Origin of the sequence: Lichenicoccus sp., from assembly GCF_965277665.1 — a bacterium.
Lineage (GTDB): Bacteria > Pseudomonadota > Alphaproteobacteria > Acetobacterales > Acetobacteraceae > Lichenicoccus.
Genome location: NZ_OZ255835.1, coordinates 3,489,837 through 3,507,481, shown reverse-complemented (window position 1 = coordinate 3,507,481; position 17,645 = coordinate 3,489,837). Strand labels below are relative to the sequence as shown.

Here is a 17,645-nt window from a genome sequence, read left to right as displayed (position 1 = left end):
ATCGTCGAGGATCAATTTCCGGACGAGTGCGGAATTATGATGCCAACCTCGCATTTATGATCCTGCCGCTCAGAGCAGGAGGTCGAAAGCCAAACCTACAGGTTCTTTCGGTTTCAAATTATATTTTCAAGCTAAATCTTTGGAACTGCCCTGCATAAATCTCATGCAGTTTCTCGTTTTTTGGACGCACCCAGCGGTTATTGAGGCTCAGTCGTTCACAGGAGCGTCTCTCCCGGAACGATCTCTTCAAAAATTGAGGGCATCATGTACGCATTGCTGTTTTCCGAACCTTCCGTCGACCGACACGCTTTGCGTGTCCATGCGCGGGAAGAAGTCTTCTGCTCGCCGTTGATCAGGGCCTGCGCCGCTGGCGACCGGGAGGCGATCCGCGCCCTTCTGATCGGCTTCTGGCCCTTCGTGACGGCCTTCGAGCGCGCCATCGACGTGCGCGTCGGACGCCTGCCGACCCGCCCGCTGGTCCAGCGTTTCGGCCAGAGCCGAGTGCGGGCGTTCTTCAACGAGGCGCGCGAGGCGGTGCGCGAAATGAAGGAGGAGGAGGGCTCGCACAAGCTGCTCTGGCGCCGCGCCGCCGATGAAATGAACATCGACCTCGATGACTCCGCCATGGTCGAGGGCGTGCGGAACCTGCTCGCCAATGCCGAAAGCGAGGATCCGGTCGAGTTCTTCTGCTGGCTTGCCGGAACGGAATATATCGCCGAGGAACTCGCGGCCTACCTGTGTCACGCACCGGCCTTCACTGGCGCGTTCCCCTCGGGCCGCTGGGTCTGGGGCCTGGCCCATCTCGATGACGAGCACGACGGTCCGTCGCATCTGGAAATCGACGAGGATCTGGCCCGGGCCTATCACCCGGCCACCGACCCTGTTATCGCGGGCGCCACGTTGTTCGCGCATATCAGGCGCTGCGAGGAACTGTTCGGCCTGGCTGCGGCCGACGTGATGGAAAAGCTGGCGCTCACGCCTGCATGAAACGAATCATTATTTTCACAGTTGTGTGATGAACATTCTCGTGAGGCACGGCCAGGAGACAACCCGGCCCTGCTTTATTACACGGCTGACTATTTATGCGCGTGCTAGCGTCCCGCCGCGATGCGGTGGCGCCAGAGGTGCCGACGCCCCCGAGATGACCCAGACTTCTGTTATGCTGAGAGAGATCGGATGCGTCTGCTGCAGGCAGCACGGGACAGGCTTGTGCGGATCGTGCGGCGCCAGCCAGCCCCGAGCCGCTACCATGCCGCCGCTTACGACGAGACGCTCCGCGCCGCTGCCCGGCTGACACCCTACTGCATGCTGACCAGCGGCATGGTGGCCCTGGTCCTGCTGCCCAATCTCGGCGTCGGCCTCATCCCCTACCGCTACGGATTAACCGCGATCATCGAGATCGTGGTGGCGTTGGCCTGGTTGACATCATGGCGCGCGCACCGCGCCCTGCGCGGCCGCATCAGCGACCGCGACCGCGATGTCCACATCCGCATGCTGATGGGGCTGAGCCTCACTCTGGGATTGGCCTGGAGCACCATGCCGGTGATGCTGTTCGGGCCGGCCGACGCGAACATGCGGGTGATGATCGCCTGCACCTGCGCGGGCCTGATCGCGACCAGCCTGGTCATGATGCCGATCTTCGCGGCCTCGGAAGCGCTCGCGATCCCGCTGATCCTGGGCTCGTTCCTGGCGCTGCACCGGACCGGGATCGTCCTGTTCCAGTGGCTCGCCGTGCTGCTCGGCATCTATGCCGTGTTCATCATCCTGGCGACCAACGCCATCCGCCTGCTGTTCGAGCGCTACACCCTGATGCGCCTGCAGCAGGACGACCAGCAGGACATCATCCAGCTCCTGCTGGGCGACGTGGACCAGCGCGTCAGCCGCTGGCTGTGGGAGACCGATGCGGAGGGCCGGCTGCGATTCGTGACGCCCGGCCTCGGGGACGCCCTCGAGCGGCCGCTCGCCTGGGTCGAGGGCCGGCGGCTCATCGAGATCGTGCGGGCCCCCCGCTACCAGTCCGACGGGATGGACGTGGAGATGACCGACGCCAGCAAGCTGGCCCAGTGCATGCGCGACCGTGTCGTGTTCCGGAGCATCACCGCTCCGGTCCGGCGGCATGGCACCCTGCGCTGGTGGTCGCTGACCGGACGCCCGGTGTTCGACGAGAACGCGCACTTCATCGGCTACCGGGGCGTCGGCGCCGACATCACCGAGGCCCGTGGCGCCGAGGCCCGCGCGTCGCACCAGGCGCGGCACGACCTGCTCACCAGCCTGCCGAACCGCCAGGCCTTCACCGAGGCGCTGCGCGCGGCGCTCAAGGAGCTCGGCCGCCGGAGCGAGGCCTTCGCGCTGATGAGCATCGACCTGGATGGCTTCAAGGCGGTCAACGACAGCATGGGGCATGCCGCCGGCGACGTGCTGCTGCAGGCCGCCGCCCGGCGGCTCGATGGCTGTATCGGCGGGGGGGGCTTGCTGGCCCGGATCGGCGGCGACGAGTTCATGCTCCTGCAGCGCAACACCACGGTCACCGCCATGCAGACCCTGGCGGAATGCCTGCTCAAGCAGTTCGAGCACCCGTTCCTGATCGACGAGCGCGATACCTCGATCGGTCTCTCCATCGGCGTCTCGATGGCGCCGCTCGCCGGCGATACCGGGGAGGCGCTGCTGGAGGCGGCCGACCTCGCGCTCTACCAGGCCAAGCATGACGGCGGCGGCTGCTTCCGATTCTACGATACCGGACTGAAGCAGATCGCGCAGGAGCAGCGCGCCCTGCTGCGCGACCTGCGCGAAGCGATCGCCGAGAAGGGCATCGTGCTGGCCTACCAGCCGATCGTCGACGCCCAGACCTACGCCATACGCGGCTTCGAGGCCCTCGCCCGCTGGCGTCGCCCGAACGGCGGCTCGGTCTCGCCGGACCGCTTCATCCGCCTGGCCGAAGAAGCCGGCCTGATCGAGGAACTCGGCGGCTGGATCCTGGAACATGCCTGCCAGCAGGCGGCGACGTGGCCGGACATGCTGAAGGTCGCCGTGAACATCTCGGTGGGCCAGCTCAGCGGACGCAGCTTCATCCAGCAGGTGTCCGAGGTCCTGCGACGCACCGGTCTCGCGCCGCACCGGCTGGAGCTCGAGATCACCGAGAGCATCTTCATGGATGCCGACACGTCGAGCTTCGGGGTGCTGGAAGGCCTGCGCGACCTCGGCGTCGGCATCGCGCTCGACGATTTCGGCCGTGGCTTCTCGTCCCTCGGCTTCCTGCGCGGCTTTGCCTTCTCCAAGATCAAGATGGACATGAGCTTCGTGCGCGACATGATCCATGACCGTCGCAGCGCCGCGGTGGTGCATGCGGTGGTCGGCCTGGCAGCCGATCTAGGCGTCGTCGTCACCGCCGAGGGCGTCGAGACGGTGGAGCAGCTCGACCAGCTGCGCCGCCAGGGCTGCACCGAGATCCAGGGGTTCCTGTTCAGCCGGGCGATGTCGGCAGAGCGGATCCCCGACCTGCTCGAGGAACTGCGTCGCACCGGCTCCCCGGAGCCCGACGCACCGGCCGATGACTATGTCTTCGACCTGACCCTACTAGACGAAACCCCGTAGAGCGCACTTGCAGATGCTACTACGCCGGCAATCCGACGCGCCTTTCTGCGCTTCCGGTGCTCACGGCCAAGAAGGCCGCTCCGCTCCGGTTCTCGAAAGACACGCCGGGCGCGCCGCGATGCGACGCTCTTGCTCGGCGTAGCGCATCTGCAAGCGCGCCCTGCAGTTGCCCTGGATTAGGCGGTGCCGACGACTTCGTCGTCGTCTTCTTCGTGTTCCTCGTACCATTCGAGCATCTCGTCGTGGAAGTCGGGGTCCTCCAGCAGGCGCCTTGCCAGGGCGGTCACCAAGACCACCGAGACGGGCAGGCCTTCCTCGTCCTCCAGGTGCTCGCCTTCCACGCGCACCGACATGCGGTTGCCATCCTGGCCGACAATCAGGCCGTACTCGCCGTGCAGCAGGGTGATCGTGTTCGCCGGCTCTGCCATCGTCTCTCTCCGCTGAGGCTGTCACCATCTTGGCACGTGCTCGGTCATCGGAAGAGGGCAGAATGACGATCGGCACGCCCACTCTGGACCAGTTGCAGGTGTTCGTTGCGGTGGTCGAGGCCGGGAGCTTCGCCCAGGCGGCGCGCTCACTGAACCGGGCCACCTCGGTGGTCAGCTACACGATCGCCACCCTGGAGGCGCAGCTCGGCATCGGGCTGTTCACCCGGGCCGGCACGCGGCGGCCAGTGCTGACCGATGCCGGCCGGTCGCTGCTGGCCGACGCACGGCTGATCCTGGACGGCCTCGACGGGCTGCGCGCCAAGGCGCGTGGCCTGGAGAGCGGCCTGGAGGCGGAAGTCGGGCTCGCGGTCGACGTGATGCTGCCGACGCACCGGCTGGTCGACGCCCTCAAGGCGTTCCAGGACACCTTCCCGACGGTGACCCTGCGCCTGCATGTCGAGGCGCTCGGCGGGGTCATGCAGATGGTGCTGGATGGACGGGCACGGGTCGGAGTCAGCGGCCCGCTCAACCTCCAGGGGCACGGCCTCGAGAGCACACAAATCGGCGAGATCGACCTGATCCCGGTGGCGGCCCCCGATCACCCGCTTGCCGCTTCGGGCCCGCGTCGCGGCGCCCGCCACCACGTCCAGCTGGTGCTGTCCGACCGGTCACCCTTGACCGAGGGCCAGGAGTTCGCCGTCGTCGGCACCCGCACATGGCGGCTGGCCGACCTGGGCTCCAAGCACGCCCTGCTGCTGGCCGGTATCGGCTGGGGCAACATGCCGGCCCTGATGGTGCAAGACGACCTGGATACCGGCCGGCTGGTGCGCCTGCACCTCGCCGATCTGCCGCCGACGCGCTACCGCTTCAGCGCGATCCACCGGACCGATTGTCCGCCCGGACCCGCTGCGAGCTGGCTGATCCGGCGTCTTGCCTTGCAGGGCTAGAAACACGGCGAGCTTGCCAACCGGGTAGAACAGGTCCGCCAGGATTATCCCACTACACACCCAGGCCGCAGGCGTCGAAGCTTCAGCCGTGACACGTCAGGAGATCCCGATGCCCAAGGTCCTCGTGCTGTACTATTCCACCTATGGCCATATCGAGCAGATGGCAGAGGCCGTGGCGGCCGGTGCCCGCGAGGCCGGCGCCGAGGTCTCGGTGAAGCGGGTGCCGGAGACGGTCCCGGAGGAGATCGCCCGCAGCGGGCACTTCAAGCTCGACCAGGCGGCGCCGGTCGCGACGGTCGCCGAACTCGAGACCTACGACGCGATCATCCTGGGGACGCCGACGCGCTACGGGCGCATCTCGTCCCAGCTCGCGGCCTTCCTGGACCAGACCGGCGGCCTGTGGGCCCGCGGCGCGCTGCACGGCAAGGTCGGCGCCGCGTTCGTTTCGACGGCGTCGCAGCATGGCGGCCAGGAAACCACCCTGTTCTCGCTGATCACCAACCTGCTGCATCTCGGCCTGGTGGTGGTCGGCCTGCCGTACAGCTTCCAGGGCCAGCTCAAGCTGGACGAGGTCACCGGCGGCAGCCCGTATGGCGCCACCACGATCGCGGCCGGCGACGGCTCGCGGCAGCCGTCGGAGAACGAACTCGCCGGCGCCCGCTTCCAGGGCCGGCATGTCGCGGAGACCGCGGCCAGGCTGTTCGGCTGATTGCTCCGACGGGCTCCGCGGTCGAGGGGCCGGTTCAGATCGTTCGGCGGCCAACGATGGCGTGGTAGATGAACAGGACCACGACGGCGCCGACGACGGCGACGATCAGGCTGTAGATGTTCAGGCCGGTCACCCCGGCCGCGCCGAACTCGTTGAAGATGAAGCCGCCGACGACGGCGCCGACGATGCCGAGCACGAGGTCGAGGAGAAGCCCCTCACCCGACTTGTTGACGATCTTGCTGCCGATGAACCCGGCGACGAGACCGAGAATGACCCAGGCGATAATGGACATGACGGACGCTCCATGGCGGCTGTTGCGGCCGGCTGTTCGCCTTCGCCGTACGCAGGACGATGCCGGCCCTGGGCCCTGCGCGTCGTGGTGACGCCGGAGCGTTCCGATGGTTGCACATCCGTCGCGGCATGCGCCGATCGCCCAGCCCGCGTGCTTTTCTTACACCGGCGCATATCCCTCGGCGCCGTCGAGCAGCTCCATCGCCGCAGCCACCGCCTCGCCCGGCCGCGACGCGAACCCTTCGGCGCGCAGCACCGCCTCCAGCGCGCCCAGGGTGATGAGGGCGGCGTGGCCCCGGCAATTGTAGCCCATGGTGCCGATGCGCCAGATCCGGCCGATGAGCGGCCCGAACGCCGTGCCGATCTCGATCTCGAAGCGCGTGCGCATGCGGGCGCGCACCCGCTCGCCGTCGATGCCATCGGGTATCAGCACGCCGACGACGTTGGCCATCTTGTGCGCCCGGTCGCCGAACAGCCGCAGCCCCATCGCCTGCAGCCCGGCCGCCATCGCGCGCCCGACCAGCGCATGCCGGGCGATGCGCGCCTCCAGCCCCTCCTCGAGCACCAGGCGCGCGCACTCGCGAGCGCCGTACAGCATCGTCGTCGCCTCGGTGTGATGGTTGAGCCGGCGCTCCGACCAGTAGTCCATCAGCATGGCGAGATCGAAGTAGTTCGAGGCGATCCGCCGCCCGGCCACGGCGGGAGCGGCGCCGGCAATGGGGTGCGCGATGCCGCGCTCGACATGCCGGCGCGAGAAGATCCGGGCCGCGGCGCGCTCGGAGATGGTGATCGGAGCCGAGCCGGCCGGTCCACCCAGGCATTTCTGCAGGCCCGCGGTGACGATGTCCGCCCCCCACGCATCGGCGGGGACATCCATGCCGCCCAGCGTCGCGGTGGCATCGACATAGAGCAGGGCAGCATGCTCGGCGCAGATGCGGCCCAGCTCGTGGATCGGCTGCGCCATCGTGGTGGAGGTGTCGCCATGCACGGTCGCCACCAGCCGCGGCCTGACCCGACGCACCGCGTCGCGCACCGCGTCGGCCTCGACGACCGTGCCCCATTCGGCATCGACCATGGTGATGACGCCGCCGCAGCGCTCCGCGATCTCGCGCAGCAACAGGCCGAACCGCCCGAAATTGACCACCACCACCGCATCGCCCGGCTCGATCACCGACACCAGGGCAGCCTCGATCGCGGCGCGCGCGGTGCCGTCGATCAGGAAGGTCCAGCGATTCCCGGTCCTGAAGACATGCCGGTACAGTGCCATCGTCTCGTTCATGTAGCCGGTGAACTCGGGATCGTACTGCCCGAGCAGCTGCGCCGACATCGCACGCAGCACCCGCGGATGCGCGTTGATCGGCCCCGGCCCCATCAGCAGCCGGCTCGGCGGGTCGATCTCGGCGAAATCGTGCGGGGAGAGCGCTGTCATCCTGTGTCCCGATCCCGTCCTGGCCGGTTGCGACGCCCGGCATGGCAGCCCACAACAGGAGCTGAACCGCCGATTAGCAACCGTATAGCAGCAAGCGACAGGCCGGTCGGCGCAGCCGTGCCTGCATACGCAGCAAGAGGAGAGCCCCGATGGACGGACCCACGCAGCCGGCCCCCGATCCGACACGCACCGCCGCCATGCTGGACCGGCTCGGCGAGGTCGCGGTCCGGACCGGGCTCAACCTGGCGCCGAACCAGGAGCTGGTCATCACCGCGCCGCTCGACGCCGTGCCCCTGGTGCGCCGTATCACCGAGCACGCCTACAAGGCCGGCGCCGCGCTGGTCACCACCTTCTTCACCGACGAGGTCACCCGCCTCGCCCGCTTCCGGGATGCGCCGGATGCCGCCTTCGACAGCGCCGCGACTTGGCTGGCGGACGGCATCGCCAATGCCTTCCGCGGCGGCGCAGCGAGGCTGGCGATCACCGGCGAGTATCCCGCCCTGCTCTCGGGCCAGGACCCGGACCGGGTCGCCCGGGCCAATCGCGCCAATGCGCGCGCCAACCAGGCCGCCCTCGGGCTGATCACCAGCTTCGCGGTGAACTGGAACATCATCGCCTGCGCCACGCCGTCCTGGGCGCGTACGCTGTTTCCCGACCTGGAGGAGAACGACGCGGTCGCCCGGCTGTGGGATGCGATCTTCGCCGCCAGCCGGCTGGACGGCCCCGACCCCGTCGCCGCCTGGCGGGCGCACGACCAGACGCTGCACGCCCGCGCCGCCCTGCTGAACGAGGCCCGCTTCGCCGCCCTGCACTTTCGCGGCCCGGGCACCGACCTCACGGTCGGCCTCGCCGACGGCCATGCCTGGCTCGGCGGCTCGGGCACCGCCGCCAACGGCATCACCTGCATTCCGAACATCCCGACCGAGGAGGTGTTCACCACGCCGCACAAGGACCGGGTCGAGGGCCATGTGCGCAGCAGCAAGCCGCTCTCCTACCAGGGCACGCTGATCGACGGCATCGCGGTCCGCTTCGAGGCCGGCCGCATCGTGCACGCCCATGCCAGCCGGGGCGCCGAGGTGCTCGACCGCGTGCTCGGCACCGACGAGGGCGCGCGCCGCCTGGGCGAGGTGGCGCTGGTGCCGCATTCCTCGCCGATCTCGCGCAGCGGGCTGCTGTTCCAGAACACCCTGTTCGACGAGAACGCCGCCAGCCACATCGCGTTGGGTCAGGCCTATGCGAGCTGCATGCAGGGTTCCAAGGGGCTGGACACGGCAGCCCTCGGTGCCCGCGGCGCCAACAGCAGCCTGATCCATATCGACTGGATGATCGGCTCTGGCGAGGTCGACGTGGACGGCATCACCCGGTCCGGCGCACGCGAGCCGCTGATGCGCGCGGGCGAATGGAGCAATTGAGGGTTATCGCGGCTGCATCCCGCTGGCAGGGGCCTACTGGATCGTGTAGCCGCCATCCACGACGAGGTTCTCGCCGTTCACCATGCCGGCCGCGTTGCTGGCCAAGTACAGCACCGCAATCGCGATCTCGTCCGGCTCGGCAAAGCGCCCGGTCGGGATCTTGGCGCGAAAGGCGGTGCCGACGTCGCCGGCCCAGGCCAGCCGGCCCAGTTCGGTATTCACCACGGTGGGGCTGACCGAATTCACCGTCACCCCCTGCGGTCCCCACTCATAGGCCATCACCTTGGTCATGCCGATGATCGCCGCCTTGCTGGTGGCGTAGGCGACATGGCCGTGCAGCGCGACCAGGGCCGCCTGCGAGGCGATGTTGACGATGCGGCCGCGCCCCTGCGCGATCATGCGACGGCCGACCGCCTGCGCCACCAGGAACGGCGCCTTGAGGTTGACCGCCATGGTGAGGTCCCAGTCCGCCTCGGTGGCCTCCGCCGCAGCCCCCAGCCGGACGATGCCGGCATTGTTGACCAGGATGTCGATACGCCCGGCTTGCGCCACGATCCGCGCGATCGCGGGCTCGATCCCGGCAAACTGCGACAGGTCGAGGAGCACTCCCGTGTGACCTGAACCCGGCAACGCCGCCGCGACCGTCTCCACATTGCCGGCCCGATCGGCCAGCACCAGTCGCGCGCCGCGCCCGGCGAGTGCGAGCGCGATGGCATGGCCGATGCCGGAAGCGCCCCCGGTGACGAGCGCCACCTGCCCCGACAGGTCGAACGCGGCCTCGAAGCTGAACGCGGTCATGGCGGCGACTCCGATGGATGCTGCAAGGTTGTGAGAGACCCTTCGAGAATGCGCTACGGCGAGTCAGAGGCGCCGAAGGCGCCCCCCGGCGTGGCTTGCGAGAACCGGAGCGGAGCGGCCTCCTGGCCGTGAGCACCGGAAGCGCAGAAAGCCGCGTCGGATGACCGCCGTAGTAGCATTATCGAATGGTCTCACTGGTCGGCGTACGTGCCGGCTGCCAGATTCTTCTTGATCAGCCCGGGCAGCTCCTTGGTGAACTCGTCCGGATGCACATACATCTGGTCGTAATAATGCCCGACATTCTGCTTGGTGATCTGCGGCATGATGAACATGGCGAGCTTCGGCACCTGGCGGCCCTGCACCTGGTCCACCGCGACCTGCATCGCCATGCCGAGTTCCAGCAGCGCGTCCTGCAGGTTGGTCTCGAGCTCGTTGCCGGCGCGCACCGCGCGCATGCCGTCCTTGATGCCGTCGGTGCCGACCACCGGGATCTTGCCGGCCAGGCCCTTCTCGCGCAGCGCCTGGATGGCGCCGATCGCCATGTCGTCATTCTCCGGGATGATGGCGCTGATCTGGCTGCCGTAGCGCGACAGGAAATCCTGCGCGACGCTGTACGCCTCGGTGCGCTTCCAGTTCGCCGGCTGGATCGCCAGCAGCTTCACGTCGGGGTTCTTGGCGAGGATGTTCTTGATGCCCTTGGTTCTGTCGATTTCGCCGGATTGGCCGAGCGGACCCTGCAGCACCACCACGCCGCCCTTGTGGCCGATTGCGTCCATGACGTGGATCGCCTCGTTCTCGCCGGCCTTCACGTCGTCGGGCCCGACATAGGAGACCGCGTTCTTCATCACCGCATCGCTGACCGTGAGGTTGGTGATGATGACCGGAATGCCCGCCGCCTTCGCCGCCTCGACCTGCGGGCCGAGCGTCGAGGAGTTCACCGCCGCGATGACAATCGCGTCGACCTTCTGGTTGATGAACTGCTGCAGCTGCGAGATCTGCGTGTTCACGTCCATATGCGCCGAGTTCCACAGCAGCTTGGCGCCGTTGGCGTCGGCCACCGTCTGCGCGCCCTGCTTGCCGAGCGAGATGAACGAGCTCATGTCGTACACGGTGAAGCCGATCACCGGATGCGCCTTGTCGGCCAAAGCGGGCTTTGCCGCCACGGCCAGGCCCAGTGCCGCGGCACAACCCATGAGTATTGTTCGCGGTGCAGATTTCGCCATGTGCATGATCCCCGTTGGTTCTTGCTGTCGCTTCAGTCTTCGGTGCGGTGCGTGATGCTGTCCACGAACACGGCGCCGATGATGATCAGGCCCTTCACGATGAGCTGGTAGAAGGGCGACACGTTGATGATGTTGAGACCGTTATCGAGCACGCCGATGATCAGGAAGCCGAAGATCGTGCCGATCAGTGAGCCGCGGCCGCCCATCAGGCTGATGCCGCCGATCACCGCGGCGGCGATCGCGTTCAGCTCGTAGCCGGTGCCGGTATTGGCGATGCCCGCCGTCGCCCGCGCCGCCAGCAGCACGCCGGCGATCCCGGCCAGCACGCCCGAGATGGTATAGACCGCGAACCGCGTGCTCCGCAGGCCGACGCCCGCGACGCGTGCCGCGTGCGCATTGCCGCCGACTGCATAGATATGCATGCCGAAACGCGTCCGCGCGAGCACCACCCAGGAGATCGCCACCGCCACGATCATCACCACGACCGGGATCGAGACGCCGCCGATATTGCCGCTGAGTGCGAGGAACTCGTCCGACAGACCCGAGATCGGCTGACCGTCGCTGAACACGAAGGCGAGCCCTGACGCCACCGTCATGTTGCCCAGCGTGGCGACGAACGGGGGCACCTTGGCGAACGCGACCAGCAGCCCGTTGAAGGCGCCGATTGCGCCCCCCGCGAGCACGCCGAGCCCGACCGACTCGGCACAGGTCAGCGCGCCGTCGTTCTGCGCGAACAGGGCGGCGGTAACCCCTGCAAGCCCGACGATGCTGCCGACCGAGAGGTCGATGCCGCCGGTCAGGATCACGAAGGTCGCACCCGTCGCGAGCAGTGCGTTGGCCGCCACCTGGATCAGGATGACGTTCATGTTCGAGACGGTCAGAAACGACCGGTTCGAGACCGCCAGGGTGACGAGGAACACCGCCAGGATGATGACCAGCGAATAGCGCAGCGCGAAGCGCCCGATCCGGCGCGCGTCCAGACGCTGCGGCGGCGCGAAGGCGACAGTCTCAGTGGAGTGCGACATGGGCCGTATCCTTGGAGGTCGCATCATCGGTCGCGCCATTCTGGGAACGGCCCATCGCCAGGCGCAGGATGGTTTCCTGGTCGAGCTCGTCGCGGCCGAGTTCGCCCATGATCCCGCCGCCGCGCATGACCAGCACCCGGTGGCTGAGATTGATCAATTCCGGCATGTCGGACGAGGCCAGCAGGATGGCGACACCCTGCGCCGCGAGGTCGTTGATGAGCCGGTAGAGCTCGCTGCGCGCACCCACATCGATGCCGCGCGTCGGCTCGTCGAGGATCAGCACCTTCGGCCGCTCGGTGACCAGCCAGCGCGCCAGTGCCACCTTCTGCTGGTTGCCGCCGGACAGGTGCCCGACCCGCTGCCCGAGTGTCGCGTAGGCGACGCGGGTGCGTTTCAGCACATCCAGCGAGCGCTCGCGCCTCGCACCATTGTCGATGAAGCCGGCCGGGCCGGTGAAACTGTCCAGGTGCGGCAAGGTGAGGTTGTCGAGGATCGACAGCGAGGTCAGCACGCCGGCCAGCTTGCGGTCCTCCGGCACCATGGCGATGCCGCGCCTAATCGAGTTTCGCATGTGCCCAAGCGGCAGCGCCTCGCCGTTCAGGGTAACGCTGCCGGTCGCCGGCCGCAGGCCGTAGATCGCCTCCAGCATCTCGCTGCGCCCGGCGCCGACCAGGCCGCCGAAACCCAGGATCTCGCCGGCGTGCAGCGTGAACGAGACCGGGTTGTCGTAGCCCGAGACGTGCAGGTCGCGCACCGTCAGCACCGGCTCCGGCGTTCCGGCGCCGACGCTGCGGTCGGGGAACAGCTCGGTGATCTCGCGCCCGACCATGTCGGCGATGATCTGCCGCTCGGTCAAGGATTTGGTCGGCTTATGGTTGATGATCGCGCCGTCACGCATGATCGCCACCGTGTCGGAGATCGCCTCGATCTCCTCCATGCGGTGGCTGGTATAGAGGATGCAGGCGCCGCGGCCGCGCAGCATCGCGATCACCCGGAACAGTTGCTCGGTCTCGCGCGACGACAGCGCCGAGGACGGCTCGTCCATCAGCACGATGCGGCTGTCCCACGAGGTCGCCTTGAGCAGCTCGACCATCTGCGTCGCCGCCACCCCCAGCGTGTGCATGGTGACGCCCGGGTCGATGTCGAGCCCGACGCCTTCGAGCATGCCGCGCGCCTGCTCGATCATGGCGCGTCGCCTGACCAGGCCGAACAGCCCGGTGGTCTCGTGGCCGATCAGCAGGTTCTGCCACAGCCGCATCTCGGGGATCGGCGCCAGCTCCTGCGGAATGATCGACACCCCGCGCGCCTGCGCCAGCTTCGGGTCGAAGCGGCGGACGCGCTCGCCCTCCAGCCACAGCTCGCCGCCATCCGGGGTGAGCTGCCCCGAGATCAGCTTGAACAGGGTGGATTTCCCGGCGCCGTTCTCGCCCGCCAGCACGTTGACCGAGCCGGGCATGAAGCTCACCGAGACGTCGCGCAGCACCGGCACGCCGTCGAAGCCCTTCGACAGCGACCGGCACTCGATCGCGGGACGATCGGATGCGTCCGTCATGACTTGCCGACCCCCCTTTGCCGGAACCACCGGTCCAGCTGCGCGGGACGCTATCGCCGCCTGCTTACAAATGTCAAACTGGCCTGAACAACGACAAGAATGCTGCGCCGCGCTACGATTGAGCAGGGTTGGAATGGGAGAGCGTATCCATCACGGCGCCCAGGAGCGTCGGATCCCGGCGGAGTTCGACGGCGATCCGGTGGTCTGGTCGGCCTGGCTGTACTACGAGGAGGGCCTCACGCAGCACGACGTGGCGCAACGGCTCGGCATCTCGCGGGCCAGCGTCAACAACCTGCTGCAGACCGCGCGCGACACCGGGGTGGTCACCATCGCGGTCGCACCCCGGCATCTGCAGACGGTGGCGCTGGCAAAGGAGTTGGCCGACCGGTACGGCTGCGCGCACTGCCTGGTGGTGCCGAACGATGCCGGGCGCCGTCCGGTGCATGAGCGCGTGGGACATGCGGGCGCCCGCCTACTTGCAGGGCAGCTGCGCCCGGACGACGTGCTCGGCGTCGCCTGGGGCCGCACGGTGTATGCGCTGTCCGAGGCGATGCCACAGCTCGACCTGCCGGGCATGTCCGTCGTCCAGGTGATGGGCAGCGCCGTCGGCGGCGAACGCTTCACCGCGGAGCTCTGCACCTCCAACATCGCCGGGCGCGTCCGTGGCCGCTGCATCTACCTGCACGCGCCGGGCATCGTGTCGCGGCCGGCGGTCAAGTCCGTGCTGATGGCCGAGCCGGCCCTCGTCGAGCAGTTCCGCATCATCGCCGCCTGCAACAGGATCGTCTTCGGCGTCGGCAGCATGCAGAGCATCAGCATCGCGTCCGACGGCGGCTTCCTGCTGGCCCCGCACGAAGCCGGCCCCGCCATCGCCCGCGGCGCGGTCGCGAGCCTCGCCGGGCGCTTCATCGACGCCGCCGGATGCGCCGTCCCGTGCCGCTTCGACGACCGGCTGATCGGCATCACCACGGACGCGATACGCGCCGTTCCGGAACGCATCTGTGTCGCCGCCGGACCCGACAAGGTGCGGCCGATCCGCGCGGTGCTGGCGGGCGGCTACGTCACCAGCCTGGTGACCGACCAGCGCACGGCCCAAGCGCTGCTGTCAGATCCGTGACGCGCCGCCGCCCTTCCGGCTGGCCCGGCGACGGGTTAGCATCGCGCAACGGCCCGCCCCAGAGGCTAGTGGTCCGATCCTGACGCTCACTACCCGAGCGGCAGGGGAATCGGTCCATCAAATCAAAGGCTAGTGGTAGAGTCTGACGACTCTTCCGTCAGGTTTCTACCACTAGAGGCATCGGAGAGGATCAGGATGACGTCCAGGATCGTGGCGACCACGCCGTTCGGCGACCAGAAGCCCGGCACCTCCGGCCTGCGCAAGCGCGTGCCGGTGTTCCAGCAACCGAACTATCTCGAGAATTTCGTGCAGTCGATCTTCGACAGCCTGAGCGGGTACGAGGGCCAGAGCTTTGTAGGAAAGACGCTCGTGGTCGGCGGCGACGGCCGCTACCATAATGTCGCGGCGATCCAGACCATCATACGCATGGCGGCCGCCAACGGCTTCGGCCGCATCCTGGTCGGAGCCGGCGGCCTGCTCTCGACCCCGGCCGCGTCCTGCGTGATACGCAAGCACCGCGCGTATGGCGGCATCATCCTGTCGGCGTCGCACAACCCGGGCGGCCCGGACGGCGATTTCGGCATCAAGTACAATATCGGCAATGGCGGTCCGGCGCCGGAGAAGATCACCGACGCCATCTACGCGCGCACGCAGAGCATCACCGAATACCGCACGCTCGATGGTCCGGACATTGCCCTGGAAACCCTCGGCACCCTGCATGCGGGTGCCGCGGTCGTCGAAATCATCGATCCGGTCTCGGACTATCTCGAGCTGATGCAGTCCCTGTTCGATTTCGCGGCGATCCGTGGCGCGATCGCCGGCGGCCTGCGCATCCGCATGGACTCGATGCACGCCGTCACCGGGCCGTACGCGCACGCCATCCTGGAGCGGGTGCTCGGAGCGCCCGCCGGCACCGTCATGAACGGCGTGCCGCTGCCGGATTTCGGCGGCCATCACCCGGACCCGAACATGGTCTATGCCGCAGACCTGTTCGACCTGATGATGCGGCCGGATGCGCCCGATCTCGGTGCCGCCTCCGACGGCGACGGCGACCGCAACCTGATCATCGGGCGCGGCGTGTTCGTCACCCCGTCCGACAGCCTTGCGATCCTCGCCGCCAACGCGCATCTCGCACCCGCCTACAAGGACGGGCTACGCGGCATCGCGCGCTCGATGCCGACCAGTGCCGCCGCCGACCGTGTCGCCGAGCGGCTCGACATTCCCTGCTACGAGACGCCCACCGGCTGGAAGTTCTTCGGCAATCTGCTCGATGCGGATCTGGCCACGATCTGTGGCGAGGAGAGCGCCGGCACCGGCTCCAACCATGTGCGCGAAAAGGACGGGCTCTGGGCCATCCTGCTCTGGCTCAACATCCTGGCCGTCCGCCGACAGACGGTGCTGGAGATCGTGCAGGAGCACTGGAAGATCCATGGCCGCAACTACTACGCCCGCCACGACTACGAGGAGGTCGAGACCGCCGGCGCGAATGCCCTGATGGCAAGCCTGCGCGAGCAGCTGGCGAGCCTGCCCGGGCGCCGGTTCGGTGAGCTTGCGGTCAGCAGCGCCGACGACTTCTCCTATACCGACCCGGTGGACGGCTCGGTGAGCACGAAGCAGGGCGTCCGCATCCTGTTCGAGGACAAATCCCGCATTGTGTTCCGCCTGTCCGGCACCGGCACCGCCGGCGCCACGCTGCGCGTTTATCTGGAGTGCTTTGAGCCGGACTCCACGCGCCAGGACCGCCCGGTCGCGGAAGCGCTCGGCCAGATCATCGAAATCGCCGAGCAGCTCGCCGGAATCAAGGTCAACACCGGACGCGACAAGCCGACCGTCATCACCTGAGCGCCACCAACGACCGGTACAGGTCGAGGGTGGTGTGGGCGATGGCGTCCCAACTGAAATGCTTGACCACCCGGCGCCGCCCGTTCTGGCCGTACAGGTCGCGTCGCGCCGGGTCACGGGCAAGCTCGTTGATCGCCTGCGCAAGCCGGTCCGAAAAGGCCGCCGGGTCGCTCGGCTCGACTGTCCCGGGCTGCAGCCCGACATCGACCAGCAGCCCGGTCTCGCCGGGCACCACCACTTCCGGGATGCCGCCGACCGCCGACGCAACGACGGCAGTTTCGCAGGCCATGGCTTCGAGATTGATGATCCCGAACGGCTCGTACACCGAGGGGCAACAGAAGATCGCCGCCTGCGCGTAGAGCTTGATGGTTTCGGCACGCGGCAGCATCTCGCGTATCCAGACCACGCCCGGACGATCGGCCGCGACCTTGGCCACCCCCTCGCGCATCTCCAGCCCGATCTCCGGCGTGTCCGGCGCCCCCGCGCACAGCACGACCTGCAGGTCGGGATCAATCGCCGGGATCGCATTGACCAGGTGGATGATGCCCTTCTGCCGGGTGATGCGGCCGACGAACAGCACGTACGGCTTGTCGGGATCGATGCCGTGCTTGACCAGCACATCGCGGTCGGCCATCGGCTGATACTCGTTCGGGTCGATCCCGTTATGGATGACATGCACCCGCTCGGGCGGCACGTCGAACAGCCGCAGCACATCGTCACGGGTCTCGCGCGACACCGCGATCACCGCGTCCGCCGCCTCGATGGAGATGCGCTCCATCCAGGCGCTGAGGTGATAGCCGTTGCCGAGCTGCTCCACCTTCCAGGGCCGCAGCGGCTCCAGCGAATGGATGGTCAGCACGAACGGCACGCCCCACAGCTTCTTCGCCAGCAGTCCGGCCATGTCGGTGTACCAGGTGTGGCAATGCACCAGGTCGGCATCGAGGCGGTCCTTGGCCATCACCAGCGAGCGCGCCAGCGCATCCACCGCGCCGACAAAGCGCGGATCGGTGTTGCGGCTGGTCTCCTCCCACTGCTCATAGCCCTTGACCGTCAGCGGCCCGGTATCGATCCGCTGATCCCCGAAGGCACGCACCTCGACCTTGATCAGGCGCGCCAACGCCCGGCTGAGATATTCGACATGCACCCCGGCGCCGCCATAGATCGTGGGCGGGTATTCCTTGCTGAAGAGTGCGACCTTTTTCAGCTCAGCCATGTCGGCCTCCCGGTTCTAAGACCAGGGCGCTGCCCTGGACCCGCTGGGGCCGGAGGCCCCAGACCCCG

General features: G+C 67.9%; 15 protein-coding genes. 7 read left to right on the top strand and 8 right to left on the bottom strand.

Going from position 1 to position 17,645, the window contains the following annotated elements:
• Positions 1-264: 264 nt before the first annotated feature.
• Entirely contained in the window at positions 265-987 is a 723-nt protein-coding gene (locus ACQY4O_RS16410) for a hypothetical protein (protein WP_428377412.1), read from the top strand.
• Between the two features lie 189 nt (positions 988-1,176).
• Positions 1,177-3,591 carry a putative bifunctional diguanylate cyclase/phosphodiesterase gene (locus ACQY4O_RS16405; RefSeq protein ID WP_428377411.1) on the top strand — a complete coding sequence of 805 codons (2,415 nt, stop codon included), beginning with the start codon at positions 1,177-1,179 and terminating at the stop codon, positions 3,589-3,591.
• A gap of 176 nt (positions 3,592-3,767) precedes the next feature.
• On the opposite strand, the gene ACQY4O_RS16400 is transcribed toward ACQY4O_RS16405, so the two are convergent.
• Complete coding sequence (locus ACQY4O_RS16400; RefSeq protein ID WP_428377410.1) at positions 3,768-4,019, bottom strand: hypothetical protein; 252 nt, start codon at positions 4,017-4,019, stop codon at positions 3,768-3,770.
• 62 nt (positions 4,020-4,081) lie between these two features.
• Here ACQY4O_RS16400 and ACQY4O_RS16395 point away from each other — a divergent pair, with 62 nt between their 5' ends.
• Both ACQY4O_RS16395 and wrbA read left to right on the top strand, forming a co-directional pair.
• Positions 4,082-4,966, top strand: a complete 885-nt coding sequence (locus ACQY4O_RS16395; RefSeq protein ID WP_428377409.1) for a LysR family transcriptional regulator — start codon at positions 4,082-4,084, stop codon at positions 4,964-4,966.
• A 109-nt stretch (positions 4,967-5,075) separates the two neighbouring features.
• On the top strand, positions 5,076-5,675 hold the full coding sequence (wrbA, locus tag ACQY4O_RS16390; protein ID WP_428377408.1) for an NAD(P)H:quinone oxidoreductase: 600 nt from the start codon (positions 5,076-5,078) through the stop codon (positions 5,673-5,675).
• A 34-nt stretch (positions 5,676-5,709) separates the two neighbouring features.
• Here wrbA and ACQY4O_RS16385 read toward each other — a convergent pair whose 3' ends face one another.
• Entirely contained in the window at positions 5,710-5,967 is a 258-nt protein-coding gene (locus ACQY4O_RS16385) for a GlsB/YeaQ/YmgE family stress response membrane protein (protein WP_428377407.1), read from the bottom strand.
• 159 nt (positions 5,968-6,126) lie between these two features.
• The gene (locus tag ACQY4O_RS16380) at positions 6,127-7,395 is read right to left on the bottom strand and encodes a pyridoxal-phosphate-dependent aminotransferase family protein (protein WP_428377406.1); all 1,269 of its coding nucleotides are present in this window, start codon (positions 7,393-7,395) and stop codon (positions 6,127-6,129) included.
• A gap of 149 nt (positions 7,396-7,544) precedes the next feature.
• Here ACQY4O_RS16380 and ACQY4O_RS16375 point away from each other — a divergent pair, with 149 nt between their 5' ends.
• Positions 7,545-8,807: an aminopeptidase gene (locus ACQY4O_RS16375; protein ID WP_428377405.1), complete on the top strand. Its 1,263-nt coding sequence runs from the start codon at positions 7,545-7,547 to the stop codon at positions 8,805-8,807.
• Positions 8,808-8,840: 33 nt separating this feature from the next.
• Here ACQY4O_RS16375 and ACQY4O_RS16370 read toward each other — a convergent pair whose 3' ends face one another.
• From ACQY4O_RS16370 to ACQY4O_RS16355, 4 genes are all read right to left on the bottom strand, one after another.
• Positions 8,841-9,605, bottom strand: coding sequence for a GolD/DthD family dehydrogenase (locus ACQY4O_RS16370; RefSeq protein WP_428377404.1), 765 nt, complete (start codon positions 9,603-9,605; stop codon positions 8,841-8,843).
• Between the two features lie 191 nt (positions 9,606-9,796).
• Complete coding sequence (locus tag ACQY4O_RS16365) at positions 9,797-10,828, bottom strand: substrate-binding domain-containing protein (protein ID WP_428377403.1); 1,032 nt, start codon at positions 10,826-10,828, stop codon at positions 9,797-9,799.
• Between the two features lie 32 nt (positions 10,829-10,860).
• Positions 10,861-11,853, bottom strand: coding sequence for an ABC transporter permease (locus ACQY4O_RS16360; RefSeq protein WP_428377402.1), 993 nt, complete (start codon positions 11,851-11,853; stop codon positions 10,861-10,863).
• The gene (locus tag ACQY4O_RS16355; RefSeq protein ID WP_428377401.1) at positions 11,837-13,405 is read right to left on the bottom strand and encodes a sugar ABC transporter ATP-binding protein; all 1,569 of its coding nucleotides are present in this window, start codon (positions 13,403-13,405) and stop codon (positions 11,837-11,839) included. Before ACQY4O_RS16355 ends, ACQY4O_RS16360 begins: the two co-directional genes overlap by 17 nt.
• A gap of 133 nt (positions 13,406-13,538) precedes the next feature.
• Between ACQY4O_RS16355 and ACQY4O_RS16350 the strand changes: the two genes are divergently transcribed.
• Together ACQY4O_RS16350 and ACQY4O_RS16345 are read left to right on the top strand one after the other, a co-directional pair.
• The gene (locus tag ACQY4O_RS16350; RefSeq protein ID WP_428377400.1) at positions 13,539-14,522 is read left to right on the top strand and encodes a sugar-binding transcriptional regulator; all 984 of its coding nucleotides are present in this window, start codon (positions 13,539-13,541) and stop codon (positions 14,520-14,522) included.
• Between the two features lie 195 nt (positions 14,523-14,717).
• Entirely contained in the window at positions 14,718-16,364 is a 1,647-nt protein-coding gene (locus ACQY4O_RS16345; protein ID WP_428377399.1) for an alpha-D-glucose phosphate-specific phosphoglucomutase, read from the top strand.
• Here ACQY4O_RS16345 and glgA read toward each other — a convergent pair.
• Positions 16,357-17,577 (bottom strand): glycogen synthase, encoded by a 1,221-nt coding sequence (glgA, locus tag ACQY4O_RS16340; RefSeq protein ID WP_428377398.1) that lies wholly within the window; start codon positions 17,575-17,577, stop codon positions 16,357-16,359. The genes ACQY4O_RS16345 and glgA overlap by 8 nt on opposite strands.
• Positions 17,578-17,645 lie beyond the last annotated feature (68 nt).

What these genes read in the sequence shown, in the direction of transcription:
- ACQY4O_RS16360 (WP_428377402.1), bottom strand. Translation starts at nt 11,853, where the DNA reads ATGTCGCACTCCACTGAGACTGTCGCCTTCGCGCCGCCGCAGCGTCTG.
- ACQY4O_RS16375 (WP_428377405.1), top strand. Translation starts at nt 7,545, where the DNA reads ATGGACGGACCCACGCAGCCGGCCCCCGATCCGACACGCACCGCCGCC.
- ACQY4O_RS16355 (WP_428377401.1), bottom strand. Translation starts at nt 13,405, where the DNA reads ATGACGGACGCATCCGATCGTCCCGCGATCGAGTGCCGGTCGCTGTCG.
- glgA (WP_428377398.1), bottom strand. Translation starts at nt 17,577, where the DNA reads ATGGCTGAGCTGAAAAAGGTCGCACTCTTCAGCAAGGAATACCCGCCC.
- wrbA (WP_428377408.1), top strand. Translation starts at nt 5,076, where the DNA reads ATGCCCAAGGTCCTCGTGCTGTACTATTCCACCTATGGCCATATCGAG.
- ACQY4O_RS16410 (WP_428377412.1), top strand. Translation starts at nt 265, where the DNA reads ATGTACGCATTGCTGTTTTCCGAACCTTCCGTCGACCGACACGCTTTG.
- ACQY4O_RS16405 (WP_428377411.1), top strand. Translation starts at nt 1,177, where the DNA reads ATGCGTCTGCTGCAGGCAGCACGGGACAGGCTTGTGCGGATCGTGCGG.
- ACQY4O_RS16400 (WP_428377410.1), bottom strand. Translation starts at nt 4,019, where the DNA reads ATGGCAGAGCCGGCGAACACGATCACCCTGCTGCACGGCGAGTACGGC.
- ACQY4O_RS16345 (WP_428377399.1), top strand. Translation starts at nt 14,718, where the DNA reads ATGACGTCCAGGATCGTGGCGACCACGCCGTTCGGCGACCAGAAGCCC.
- ACQY4O_RS16350 (WP_428377400.1), top strand. Translation starts at nt 13,539, where the DNA reads ATGGGAGAGCGTATCCATCACGGCGCCCAGGAGCGTCGGATCCCGGCG.
- ACQY4O_RS16395 (WP_428377409.1), top strand. Translation starts at nt 4,082, where the DNA reads ATGACGATCGGCACGCCCACTCTGGACCAGTTGCAGGTGTTCGTTGCG.
- ACQY4O_RS16365 (WP_428377403.1), bottom strand. Translation starts at nt 10,828, where the DNA reads ATGGCGAAATCTGCACCGCGAACAATACTCATGGGTTGTGCCGCGGCA.
- ACQY4O_RS16370 (WP_428377404.1), bottom strand. Translation starts at nt 9,605, where the DNA reads ATGACCGCGTTCAGCTTCGAGGCCGCGTTCGACCTGTCGGGGCAGGTG.
- ACQY4O_RS16380 (WP_428377406.1), bottom strand. Translation starts at nt 7,395, where the DNA reads ATGACAGCGCTCTCCCCGCACGATTTCGCCGAGATCGACCCGCCGAGC.
- ACQY4O_RS16385 (WP_428377407.1), bottom strand. Translation starts at nt 5,967, where the DNA reads ATGTCCATTATCGCCTGGGTCATTCTCGGTCTCGTCGCCGGGTTCATC.